Here is a 12,115-nt window from a genome sequence, read left to right as displayed (position 1 = left end):
TTTTTACTTCAACCATCAACCCCTGTCTTTATGGATTTTCTATCACTTTTCTGGATCGGTTTGTTAGGAGCCGTTGCGGGTTTTGGAATTGCTTTTGTGTTTGGAAAGTCCCGCCGGAATCAGGATAAGATGCTTCGTTCGGAATCGGCTGTATTACTCGAACGGATTGAGAAAGTTTTCAAGGTTGTGCTGGCAGAAGGGCATTTCTCGGAAATTCATGATTACAACGACCGCCGGGATTTATTCATGGGTTTGAAGGCGGGGTCTAAAAAGGCATTAATCGTAACCCGAGCGAAGGTGTTGGTGGGATATGATTTCATGAAGGTGCGGATGCATTGGGTAGAAGGCCAACGTCACATTCGCGTGGAATCATTACCCGAACCTGAAATTCTGAGCATTGACTCGGATTATACCATTTATGACATCGACCAGGGCATGTTCAACCGCTTTAATAAAGACGAATACACCAAGCTTTTCTCGGATGCCAAGCAGGTGATTCATAACAAAGCGGTGGCATCAGAGTTGCCTGCTGTAGCTGAAAAGCAGGTGAAGTTATTACTGAGCCAGCTGGCGATTACTTCCGGCTGGACCATTGAGTTTTCGGGTCAGGATCAAATCAGTACTGAAGTAGCCCTGGCGTTAAAAAAGCCGCTCTGAAACAGAACGGCTTTTCTATTAATCCACTTGTTACGCAATGATTCAGATGAGTCAAAGGGTCTTTCGACGGCCTACTTCACTCCTGACAGTTGGTAGATAGAAACCCGGGGCGTGTTTCTACAACTGCTTCATCTGTCCATGTTTACTACAAAATTGGGTTATCCTTTCCCTGAAGAAAATGACTTTTATCAGTCTTCATAAATGGCTGACTCATTACGGTAGAGACGCGACTTCATCGCCTCTAGTTGGGAGATGACAGTAACGTAGGGGTGTTAAAAATCACCCCTTACTCAGAAGCATCCGCCCTGGTTGGTGTCCTCACCAACCACTGTTAATGGCTGGTGAAGACACCAGCCAGGGCAGGAGTAACCAAAACCGTCTCTACCCCAACATCAATCCCTGAAAGCAAAAACATTCAAAAAAAACGCCAGCCTGAGACAGACTGGCGTTTTTGTTTACTTGTATCGTTAATAAAACGAGTTGCCCGGTTGAGAGACACGGCACATTCAGCTTTGAGACCCTAAGTCGAATGTTCCAGCACAACCTTAAGAAATGCTCTGCAAAGGTCGACGGAAAGCGTCTTTAAAAGAATGCTTATTACCAGATCGAAGACTGACTTTTGTCATTGATTAACTGCGTAAGAAATTCCGTTAACAGACGCACCCCATAAGCCGTACCGGCCCGCTGGGGTGCCAGATCCATATCGCCATAAGCCGTACCGGCAATGTCTAAATGAGCCCAGGCGGTATGGTTTTCAACGAATAACTCTAAAAATTTAGCAGCCGCGATGGCCTGAGAATGCGGCACGCCCGAAAAATTCCGAACATCGGCAATGTCTGACTTCAGGTGATCAGCGTAATCTTCCCACATGGGTAATCGCCAAAGCCGCTCACCCGTGCGTTCTCCCGCCCGCTTGAGTTTTTTACCCAAGAGATCGCTCGTGGTAAATAATCCGGCGGCGTGATACCCCAGCGTTCGAATGATACTTCCCGTTAAAGTTGCCAGATCAATTAATACGTCAGGCTTGAAGTTTCTAACGGCATAAGTTAAGCCATCGGCCAGAATCAGGCGGCCTTCCGCATCAGTGTCAGTTACTTCAATGGTTTTCCCAGCGTAGGACTGGATCACATCGCCGGGCTTCATGCTTTCGCCATCCACGCTGTTTTCGGTAGTCGGGACGATCCCGATCAGGTGAATGGGTAACTTCAGTTTGGCCGCTACTTCCACCGCTCCTAATACCGCCGCCGCTCCGCCCATGTCGGATTTCATAAGGTGCATGTTTTCGGAGGGCTTGATGGAAATGCCACCCGTGTCGAAGGTTACTCCTTTGCCCACCAGTCCCACCTTTTGGTTTGCTCCTTCGCCTTTGTACTCCATGACGATAAACTCAGGTTCGCTTTTGCTTCCTTGCCCTACGGCCAGCAGGGCAAACAGGCCCAGGGAATGACATTCACCAGAATCAAAAACCCGAACTTTATACCCATATTTCTCGCCCGAATGCATGGCCCAGCTTGCCAGCGTTTGTGGCGTTTTGAAATTGGAGGGAGCATTCAACAGCGTGAATAATTGCAACTGCGTTTCGGCGATGCTCTTGCCTTTTTCAATCAGTTCAGGGTTGACCTCGGCACTTAACAGCTCAACCGTTCCTTGTTCGAATAAGGCAACTGGCGTTTTAGGATCAGACTTGTAGAGGCCAAAATCGTAAGTCCCTAAGATGATTCCGTTAACAACGAATTCCGTCCAGTCGGCGGGCCGGTTCTGCAACGAAATACCGATTTGCGAACCTACTTTTGTTTTATGCTTGAAAATCAGCGTTCGGAAGGCTTTGATGAGGTGATGGGAGTTAGCCTCCGAGCCCAAGCCCAGAACATAGATTCGCTTTTCGCCCGAAAAAAAAGTAGTAATCTCCGCTTTTTCAGCTTTTACTTCTGTTTCAAGCACTGCCAGGGGCAAGGCCGTCTGTTCGGCAATAACCGCCAATTGAGAAGCCAGTTCTTCTTTTCGTACCGGATAAATAATGGTTTGCGTATCCGCAGAGAATTGGGAAACCGCCAGAAAATTCATTTTCAAAATCGTTTACAGTTTCATTAGTTTTGACTGCTATTTAAATCTAAGGTATGCATATTTTGTGAAGCTCATTTGAAGTCTGATCGACAAAATCAGTTTCACTAGTACCCATGACTTATTAAAAAATCAACCATGACTTACGAAGCTTTTCAGCAAAGTCTTTCGCTCGACACACCCCCTGCTGGCCTATCCCCTTTACTAACAGCTTTATGGCATGACGGTAAAGACGACTGGGAATCAGCCCATGAGATTGCCCAGTCTGCCGAAGGAACCCCCGCCTACGACCGAATCCACGCCTATCTACATCGGAAAGAAGGTGATCAGTGGAACGCGGGTTATTGGTATCGTCGGGCAGGAGCATCGATGCCTTCTGGCAGTCTTGATAAAGAATGGGAAAGTCTGGTTCATCACCATTTATCCCTCCTCTCCTAAGGGGTCTACCTGCACGAACCATTGAAATTTTCAGATTTTACTTTAGCATCCGCCCGTCAATTCCCGAAGTGCATTAACTTTGTTTATAAATTAACTCCCACCGTATCCGGTTAAGACAGTCTTTGAAATTTGTAGATTTATTGATTGGCATACACATCGTTTACCGTGCATGCCTTGTGTTGGGTAAAGTAACATGTCTGATACGATTACGGCTTCCAGTTTCGATGCACTGCGAGTAGCCTTTGAAGGGGAACTGTATTATACGAATTCGACAGAGCACGAAGCTCAGCGAATTCTATATGCTACCGATGCTTCCGTTTACCGCGAAAAACCACTGGCCGTCGCCATCCCAAAGTCGATTACGGATGTAAAGAATCTACTGACCTTTGCTCGTAATCATCGGGTTACTCTAATTCCGCGAACCGCTGGCACTTCACTAGCCGGGCAGGTGGTTGGCTCGGGAATTGTGGTTGATTTATCCAAATACTTCACGGAAATTCTGGAAATCAATGCCGAAGCTCGCTGGGTACGTGTACAACCCGGCGTTATTCGTGATGATTTAAATAAAGCCCTCGCTCCGTACGGACTCATGTTCGGACCTGAAACGTCTACGGCCAACCGGGCCATGATTGGCGGCATGGTGGGCAATAACTCCTGCGGTCTGCATAGCATGGTTTGGGGCAGCACCCGCGACCATCTGCTTTCCGCGAAAGTATTCCTGGCCGATGGTTCGGAAGCAGAATTCAAGGCCCTTTCTCCCTGGCGTTATGACTTGAAGCGGGAAGCTGAGGAGCATTCGCTGGAGACCTCGATTTATCAGGGGCTTCATACGCTCCTGTCCGACCCCACGAATCAACAGCAGATCAGAGATCGTTTTCCTAAAAAATCGCTTACCCGTCGTAATACAGGCTACGCACTCGATTCTTTACTTGAGAACGAGCCCTTTACCGCCGGGGGAGCTGACTTTAACTTATGCCATTTACTCGCCGGTTCTGAAGGAACGCTGGCCCTGGCCACGGAGTTAAAGCTTAACCTCATCCCTTTACCTCCCAGCGAAGTAGCCGTAGTTTGCGTGCATTGCCGATCCATTCAGGAATCGCTTCAGGCCAATTTGGTTGCTTTGAAGTACCAACCGATGTCTTCGGAACTGGTGGATAAGTACATTCTGGATTTTACGAAGGATAACCCCGAGCAGAGTAAAAATCGCTTTTTTATTGAAGGCGATCCGGCGGCTATTCTGATGGTTGAATTTATGGCCGAAACGCCACAGGATCTTCAGCAACAGGTAGATCAGTTTGTGACGAGCCTGAGAAATCAGCAAATTGGCTTTGCCGCTCCGGTCATTTTTGGTGAAAAAACCAAACAGGTCTGGGAAGTACGAAAAGGAGGATTGGGCCTGATTCGTAACCTGCCTGGCGACACGCAACCCGTCAACCTGATTGAAGATTGTGCCGTAGCTCCCGAGGAGTTACCCCATTATATTGCCGAGCTCGAAGAGATGCTTCGTCGGCATAACATCCACGCCAGTTATTACGCCCACGCGGGAGCCGGAGAACTGCACGTGGAGCCCATGATTAACCTGAAAACCTCCCAGGGGCAGCAGTTATTTCGTCAGGTTTTAGCGGAAACCGTTGAACTGGTGAAGAAATATCGAGGCTCGCTTTCGGGGGAACACGGGGACGGACGATTACGCGGCGAGTTTATTCCGCAAATGATGGGTCAGGAAGTGTATGCCCTCTTCCGCGAAGTCAAGCAACTCTTTGACCCTCATGGTGTTTTCAACGCTGGTAAGATTGTCGATACCCCACCAATGAACCAGTTTCTTCGGTATGAAGCCGACAAACCCGTTCGAAAAATCAATACTTATTTTGATTTCAGCAAGCAGGAAAACATCCTTCGCTTAACTGAAAAATGTTCGGGTTCAGGCGATTGCCGTAAAACGGAATTAAGCGGCGGAACCATGTGCCCCAGCTTCATGGCTACCCGCAGCGAACACGATACTACCCGGGCCCGGGCGAATATTCTTCGGGAATTTCTGACGAATTCAACCCAAAAGAATCCATTCGATCATCCGGAAATTAAGGATGTAATGGATTTATGTCTGAGTTGTAAAGGCTGTAAGTCCGAATGCCCCAGTAGCGTTGATGTTGCCAAGCTAAAGGCTGAATTTCAGCAGCATTATTACGATGCTCACGGCGTTCCGTTCCGGTCTAAAATGATCGGTAACTTTACTCGATTGTCCCGCATGGGTAGTCGTATGCCGCGTCTGTATAACTGGGCCATGACGAGCAAATTCCCGTCTTCGATACTCAAAAAAGTGATGGGTTTCGCTCCTGAACGCTCCATGCCGCTCATTGCCCAGCAAACCCTACGGCAGTGGTTTGCCCAGCACGAATTCCGTCTGAATTCGACGGGACGGGTTAAATTCAAACGGATTCTTTTCTTCTGTGATGAATTTACTAACTATAATGACGTTGAAGTCGGCAAGAAAGCCATTCTGTTACTAAGTGGCTTGGGCTATAAGGTCGAGATTCCTTACCACGTTGAGTCTGGCCGCACTTACCTGTCTAAAGGTATGGTGAAAGAAGCTCGTAAAATTGCCATTAAAAACGTTGAATTATTAACCGAAGCGATCAAAGACGGCCCCCCCATCGTTGGACTGGAGCCTTCGGCCATTTTGACACTTCGCGATGAGTATTTAGAACTAGTGCCTGCGGAATTAAAAGAACAGGCGAAGCTAATTGCCGAACGGGCTTTCATTTTCGATGAGTTTCTGGCTCAGGAAGTAGACAAAAAGAATATTAAATCCGATCAGTTTACGTACGAAAAACGGCTCATCAAACTGCACGGGCATTGCCATCAGAAGGCCTTATCCAGCTTAACCCACACAAAGAAAATTCTCTCATTACCAAGCCAATACGAAGTTCATCTGATTCCTTCGGGTTGCTGCGGCATGGCAGGTAGTTTTGGGTATGAAGCCAAACATTATGAAGTTTCCATGCAGATTGGTGAACTGGTCTTATTCCCTACCGTTCGGAAACAGCCTGATGACGTAACCATTGCCGCTCCCGGCACTAGCTGTCGACATCAGATTAAAGATGGAACGGGTAGAATAGCTCAACATCCGGCCGAAATTCTTTGGGAAGCTTTTATTAGTAACGAATATAAATAATCACTTTATCTAAATATAATCAATTGATAAACAAACACTTAATAATAATTTCATTTATTATTTAAGCAAATAGAAACATTATTAATTCCCTAAGGTTTTATATTCATTGAGATAAGTACTTCACATCATTCCGATACTGTTTGCCCTCCTTTACCGCCAAAAAGGAGTCCTTAAGAATGCCTGCCAGCAATTTGCTGGCAGCATTAAGGTATTTGCACCGAGCTCCGGGTATCTCCCCTTTTACCTAGTTATTTGACAAACTGTCCTATCAGAAAGTCGTTCATGAAAATAATTGCTGTTGGCAATGTTTTTTAGCGGATATTTGGTCTGAACTTCCCGGCTCGTCCATGACCGAACTACTTATCTTATTACTCCTGATTGTTGTTAACGGTATTTTTTCAATGGCTGAAATTGCTTTGGTTTCGGCCCGAAAAATACGTCTTAAAAATGACGCCGAACGAGGCGATACCCGAGCCCGTCAGGCCCTCCAACTCGCCGAAGCACCCGATACTTTTCTTTCAACTGTACAGATTGGGATTACCCTTATCGGTATTCTGACGGGTATTTATTCCGGGGAAAAACTGGAAGGTAACCTCACCGAATGGCTTCGTCAGTTTACGATTATCGCCCCTTATGCAAATACCATTTCCCGGGTTTTATTACTGGTTTTCATTACATACATCACTTTAGTAATCGGTGAGCTGGTTCCGAAACGCATTGGCCTGACCCGAGCTGAAAGTATATCCAAGACCCTGGCTCTGCCTATGTCGCTGCTTTCCCGCGTGACGTACCCTTTTATCTGGTTACTTTCTATTTCTACTAATCTGATTGTTAAAGTTTTAGGCATTCGCCGGGGCGATGACAGCATGGTTACAGAAGAAGAAATCAAAGCCATCGTCAATGAAGGACTGGAACAGGGCACGATTGACGTAATTGAGCAGGAAATCGTTGAGAACGTTTTTAATGTTAGTGATCGGCACATTGTTTCGCTCATGACGCACCGCAGTGATCTGGCCTGGATCGATATCAACGATACGGTAGAACAGGTACAGCAGAAAATCAAGCAGGAACGTCATTCGGTGTACCCGGTCGGTGATAAGTCTCTCGACAAAATGATAGGCGTTATCACCGTTAAAGATCTATATCTGGCCTCACCCGGCACACCGCTTAAAAGCCTGATTCATAAGCCTGTCTTCCTCCCCGAAAACATTTCGGCGTATCAGGTACTGGATGAATTCAGAAAATCTAAAGTTCATCACGGGTTTATTGTGGATGAATACGGCGTATTGCAGGGCATGGTCACAGTTAATGATATTTTTGAAGCCATTGTAGGCCACATGCCCGATGCGGAGGTGATTGATTTTACCTTCGTCAAACGGGAAGACGGCTCTTTCCTGGTGGAAGCTCAAATGCCCTTTATTGACTTTCTAACCCGCATGGGTCGTCGGGACATCCGTGATTTTCTGGAAGAAGACTATTCTACCGTAGCTGGCTTTATTCTTCACCATCTCCGTCGAATTCCAGTGGAAGGCGAGCACTTCCGTTGGAGTAACCTCATGTTTGAGGTAATCGACATGGACGGCCAACGCATTGATAAAGTACTGGTTTCGGAATTAACCGATCTTGATGAGTAATAAAAAAGAGGCCGTTCCAGTGGAACGGCCTCTTTTTTGGCAATCAACCTTATTTACCCAATAGCCATTTCCTGTTGAGTAAGAAACACTTCCAGAGAAATACCGTCTCCATTAAAGCCAAAACAAGGATACGCATCGCCCTCATTCGTAAACAGGCGAGCCTGTAAATATTTCTTCGTAGGATAGTATGATTGTAATTCTACTAAACGCTCTTGTGAATCAACAAGTCCAAACCATAAATTTCCGTCAAAAAAGAAGGCATTGGCAGGCTTAGCAGAAGGGTTTAATGAACTTGACATTTTCATAACTGTTAGGGCTGTAGATTGGAAATAAATCATCACTAATAAGTGTGTGCACACTACTTTCTGGATATCATCGGGAAGAAATATTTGCAAATCACCAACTTTTAAAAAAGCCAGCGGAGCATTTTACACGAATTTCAAATTTTACCCGATGAGGTGCAGTAAATAGCCGATGTTTAGTATGCTTGCAGCCTAACAGTTAAGTAGTCATTAACTATCAATGAGTAGGTTTATCCCGGAGGGGTGCTGAGGCATGTAACTCATGGTATATTTTTAACGTATATTCTTCTAAAATAGCCAAGACTTTCTCCCGACTTAGGTCATTCACTATTAATCCAATATGATACTCTTCATCCATTTTCCAATAGACTTCGGGTCGGTCATAGCTGCTTAAATCCGGGCGAGCCTGATTGATGAGGGAGATCACTATACCCGAATAGTTAGGTTGGATTTCAGGTAAAGTATAGGTTAACTTTCCAGCAACTGCTGTTTCCATCCGGGCCCATTCCCGCCAGAGATTAATGCCGCTGGCGGCCTCTACCATCTCTGCTAAATGAGCCCCGCCCACCCGTGAAGCCGTCTCCAGAAAGTAATACTGTCCGTCTTCGTGGCAGTGAATAAACTCGCTGTGACTGGCGGAATATTCCAGCCCAAATGCCTGTAACAATTCTTCATTAAACGCCAGCAAAGCCTTCGACTCCGGCGAATCGAAAGGAACCGTTACCGAGCGAAAAATGCCCCCGCCGTGAGCTACCTCCATGGGCGTGTCGAGGTATTGACTCGCCCAGTTGAAAATCACTTTTCCCTGATACGTTAAAGCATCCACATGATATACATGACCGGGTTTAAACTGCTCGGCCAGATATTCATGCCGCCGCTCGCCTAACGCATGGACAGCCTCCCAGAGTTCGTGCCGATTATACACTTTTTTGATCCCCGAAGTCGATGCTTCGCCCCGAGGTTTTATGACGACGGGATACGTTACTGAATCAGCAAAAGCGGTTACTTCTACGTCATTAAATAAAGCCGTAAACGCTGGAATTCGCAGGCCCGCTTCGGCGGCTTTCATCCGCATGGCCAGTTTATCACGGAAGTAACGAGCGGTGGTTTGGCCCATGCCCGGAATCCTGAATGTTTCTCTTAGAAAAGCCCCTTTCTCTACATCAAAATCATCCAGAGCTACAATGCGGTCGATCTTCCTGCTTCGCATGGTATGAGCCAGACCTTTCACTAATTCTTCCAGATTTAAGACTCCATTTTCGGGTGTTTCTACGAAAAAAATTTCATCGATGAATTCCCGAACCCAAGGCTTATGTTCCAGTTTTTTTTCGGTTAATAAATACACTTGATTTCCCGCTTCTTTGCAGGATTTCAGAAATTCATTTCCCTTGAAGTAAGTAGCAATGCACAAAAAAGAGAGCGACATAGAGAGCTGGTTTTGGTCTAACGGTTTCTGAAGATAGAACTTCCCGGGCGGATTCGCGGCCAAATCAAAAACAATTCTTCCGGGCCATTGGCAATCTATTACTTTTGCGGGATGGATTCCAGCCGCAGTATTTATAGTTTTCAATTCTGGCTTCTCTGTGCCAGTAATTTCCTCTTCACGGCCAGCTTTAACATGATGATTCCCGAACTGCCGGGGTACTTGTCTGCCCTCGGAGGTCGGGAATACGTTGGTCTGGTTATTAGTCTCTTCACGCTGACAGCCGGCATCTCCAGACCCTTTTCAGGAAAACTTACGGATACCATTGGCCGCGTGCCTATCATGGCTTTCGGCTCGCTGGTTTGTTTTGTTTGCGGACTGCTGTATCCCTTCATGAGCAGCGTTTATGCTTTTTTATTACTGCGGTTATTTCATGGTTTTTCAACGGGATTTAAGCCTACCGCTACTTCCGCTTACGTTGCCGACGTTATGCCCGAAGGCCGCCGCGGCGAAGCTCTGAGTATGCTGGGAATCTCGGCCAGTATTGGCATGTCTTCCGGTCCTCCACTGGGCAGTTGGCTAACGGCTGCCTTTTCCATCGATACCATGTTTTACGTTTCGTCGCTTTTTGCCTTTTTATCGATTGGTATTCTGGCTAATCTGAAGGAAACGCTTCAACACCGGCATCGGTTTTCTCCGCGATTATTACTCATTAAAAAACACGAAATTTTTGACCCCAAGGTATTGGCTCCGGCGTTGGTAACGCTTTTGGTTAGTTATGCTACGGGACTGATTTTAACCATTGGCCCGGATTTGTCTTTATCCGTGGGAATTTACAACAAGGGGCTGTTTTTCATGACCTACACCGTTTCATCCTTACTGATCCGATTGGTAGCGGGCAAAGCTTCCGACCGCTACGGACGGGTAGCCGTGTTACGGATTTCAGTGTTGATTCAGGTAGCAGCGATGGCTGGGCTGGCTTTTGCCTCTACTATTTACATGGTGTTAGCGATGGCGATTCTGTTTGGTATTCCCTGGGGACTTAACATTCCCGCCCTGCAAGCCTGGACGGTCGATCTTTCCAATCCACTTCATCGGGGCAGAGCCGTGGCTACGACGTACATTGCTTTGGAAGTAGGCATCGGCATTGGGGCCTTAACCTCAGGCTGGTTACATAATAACTTACGAAACAGCTACTTTGTCAATTTCCTGATAGCGGCAATTATTACCTTCGGAGCCTGGATTTACATGGCCTTCCGAAAATCCCCAGCCTTGCAACGTTGAGAAAAAGAATAGAAGCTACTACACAAAACGCTAGACTCGCAACTTTAAACGCTAAACGCCAATGACTTTTGAAGCCTACCTTACCCAGAAAAAATAAACGCTCAGGCCTTCCAGCAAGCAGAACCTGAGCGTTTTGAAGAATGGAAACAGTTATTCGAACAAATGCATCCAGACAGTTTTACGGCTCAAAAGAAATTTCTGATTAATCCCCTTCGCCGAAAATATAGCCTCACTGAGGCTTAAGCGGTTCTTCGCGATCTTCAAACGGCATGCGGTCGGAATTGAGTTTCACCATTTCCGTATTCTTCCGCATTCGCATGTTAATCAGTTCGACAATTAGCGAGAAGGCCATTGCTACGTAGAGATAGGCCTTATTCACTTCCTGGTGGAAGGATTCAGCGACGAGCATAATTCCAATAGCAATCAGGAAAGACAGAGCCAGAATCTGAAGCGTTGGGTTCCGGTTGATAAAATCGGCAATAACACCCGAGAAGGCCAGCATAATTGCCATGGAAACGACAACGGCCATAACCATAATCCAGACGTTCTCAACCAGTCCGACGGCGGTCAGGATACTGTCGATGGAGAAGACCGCATCCACGAGTACAATCTGTACGATAATCGCACTGAGTTTAGAATATTTGGGCTTTGCACCGCTAGCTTCGTCAGAAGACGCTTCTAATTTGTGGTGAATTTCCAGTGTACTCTTCGCCACCAGAAATAACCCTCCTGCCAGCAAAATCAAATCTTTCCAGCTAATACCAACCAGATCCTCAGAGTTGTGTTCGTGTAAAAAGGGTATTTCGAACAAAGGCGTCGTCAGCCGTAACAGCGAGGTAATCCCGAAAAGCAAAACAATCCGAAACACCATGGCCAATAATAAACCAATGGTTCGGGCCTGTTTCTGCTGGGCCTTTTCGAGCTTTCCAACGATGATGGAGATGAAGATGATGTTATCCACCCCCAAGACAATTTCCAGAAACGAAAGCGTTAATAAGCTTATGAGTACTGCGGGATCGGCCAAATTGGGAAAGTCCATGATCTCTTGTGGATAAATTGACAATAATGAAAGCTTAAATCTGGATTAAAACTGCCGTTCCACCACCCGGAATAGGATCGAAGGTGAATAAGCGGTTTGGAATGG

Annotated in this window: 9 protein-coding genes; 5 read left to right on the top strand and 4 right to left on the bottom strand. The window is 46.4% G+C overall.

The window, feature by feature from the left end; translation table 11 throughout:
• Positions 1-30 precede the first annotated feature (30 nt).
• Positions 31-657 (top strand): DUF4230 domain-containing protein, encoded by a 627-nt coding sequence (locus BWI96_RS14895; RefSeq protein ID WP_106637352.1) that lies wholly within the window; start codon positions 31-33, stop codon positions 655-657.
• 597 nt (positions 658-1,254) lie between these two features.
• Here the strand turns inward: BWI96_RS14895 and BWI96_RS14890 are convergent.
• Positions 1,255-2,721 carry a M17 family metallopeptidase gene (locus tag BWI96_RS14890; protein ID WP_106637351.1) on the bottom strand — a complete coding sequence of 489 codons (1,467 nt, stop codon included), beginning with the start codon at positions 2,719-2,721 and terminating at the stop codon, positions 1,255-1,257.
• A gap of 135 nt (positions 2,722-2,856) precedes the next feature.
• Between BWI96_RS14890 and BWI96_RS14885 the strand changes: the two genes are divergently transcribed.
• From BWI96_RS14885 to BWI96_RS14875, 3 genes are all read left to right on the top strand, one after another.
• Positions 2,857-3,156 (top strand): hypothetical protein, encoded by a 300-nt coding sequence (locus BWI96_RS14885; protein ID WP_106637350.1) that lies wholly within the window; start codon positions 2,857-2,859, stop codon positions 3,154-3,156.
• A 193-nt stretch (positions 3,157-3,349) separates the two neighbouring features.
• Positions 3,350-6,328: an FAD-binding and (Fe-S)-binding domain-containing protein gene (locus BWI96_RS14880; RefSeq protein ID WP_106637349.1), complete on the top strand. Its 2,979-nt coding sequence runs from the start codon at positions 3,350-3,352 to the stop codon at positions 6,326-6,328.
• A 347-nt stretch (positions 6,329-6,675) separates the two neighbouring features.
• Complete coding sequence (locus BWI96_RS14875; protein WP_106637348.1) at positions 6,676-7,962, top strand: hemolysin family protein; 1,287 nt, start codon at positions 6,676-6,678, stop codon at positions 7,960-7,962.
• A 53-nt stretch (positions 7,963-8,015) separates the two neighbouring features.
• On the opposite strand, the gene BWI96_RS14870 is transcribed toward BWI96_RS14875, so the two are convergent.
• A complete protein-coding gene (locus BWI96_RS14870) occupies positions 8,016-8,261 on the bottom strand; it encodes a hypothetical protein (RefSeq protein WP_106637347.1) in 246 nt (81 codons plus the stop codon).
• A gap of 220 nt (positions 8,262-8,481) precedes the next feature.
• Positions 8,482-9,690 carry an acetyl-CoA carboxylase biotin carboxylase subunit family protein gene (locus BWI96_RS14865; RefSeq protein WP_106637346.1) on the bottom strand — a complete coding sequence of 403 codons (1,209 nt, stop codon included), beginning with the start codon at positions 9,688-9,690 and terminating at the stop codon, positions 8,482-8,484.
• An 87-nt stretch (positions 9,691-9,777) separates the two neighbouring features.
• Between BWI96_RS14865 and BWI96_RS14860 the strand changes: the two genes are divergently transcribed.
• Positions 9,778-10,971, top strand: coding sequence for an MFS transporter (locus tag BWI96_RS14860; protein WP_232793744.1), 1,194 nt, complete (start codon positions 9,778-9,780; stop codon positions 10,969-10,971).
• Between the two features lie 229 nt (positions 10,972-11,200).
• Here the strand turns inward: BWI96_RS14860 and BWI96_RS14850 are convergent, their stop codons facing one another.
• Complete coding sequence (locus BWI96_RS14850) at positions 11,201-12,010, bottom strand: TerC family protein (protein WP_106637344.1); 810 nt, start codon at positions 12,008-12,010, stop codon at positions 11,201-11,203.
• Positions 12,011-12,115 lie beyond the last annotated feature (105 nt).

The organism is Siphonobacter sp. SORGH_AS_0500 (assembly GCF_002838835.1).
Taxonomy (GTDB): domain Bacteria; phylum Bacteroidota; class Bacteroidia; order Cytophagales; family Spirosomataceae; genus Siphonobacter.
Note: the sequence above shows the minus strand (reverse complement) of the source record. Positions and strands in the feature narration are given on the sequence as shown.

Excerpts from the sequence above, each read along its gene's own strand:
- BWI96_RS14865 (WP_106637346.1), bottom strand. The coding sequence starts at position 9,690 with ATGTCGCTCTCTTTTTTGTGCATTGCTACTTACTTCAAGGGAAATGAA.
- BWI96_RS14870 (WP_106637347.1), bottom strand. The coding sequence starts at position 8,261 with ATGTCAAGTTCATTAAACCCTTCTGCTAAGCCTGCCAATGCCTTCTTT.
- BWI96_RS14895 (WP_106637352.1), top strand. The coding sequence starts at position 31 with ATGGATTTTCTATCACTTTTCTGGATCGGTTTGTTAGGAGCCGTTGCG.
- BWI96_RS14890 (WP_106637351.1), bottom strand. The coding sequence starts at position 2,721 with ATGAATTTTCTGGCGGTTTCCCAATTCTCTGCGGATACGCAAACCATT.
- BWI96_RS14885 (WP_106637350.1), top strand. The coding sequence starts at position 2,857 with ATGACTTACGAAGCTTTTCAGCAAAGTCTTTCGCTCGACACACCCCCT.
- BWI96_RS14850 (WP_106637344.1), bottom strand. The coding sequence starts at position 12,010 with ATGGACTTTCCCAATTTGGCCGATCCCGCAGTACTCATAAGCTTATTA.
- BWI96_RS14880 (WP_106637349.1), top strand. The coding sequence starts at position 3,350 with ATGTCTGATACGATTACGGCTTCCAGTTTCGATGCACTGCGAGTAGCC.
- BWI96_RS14875 (WP_106637348.1), top strand. The coding sequence starts at position 6,676 with ATGACCGAACTACTTATCTTATTACTCCTGATTGTTGTTAACGGTATT.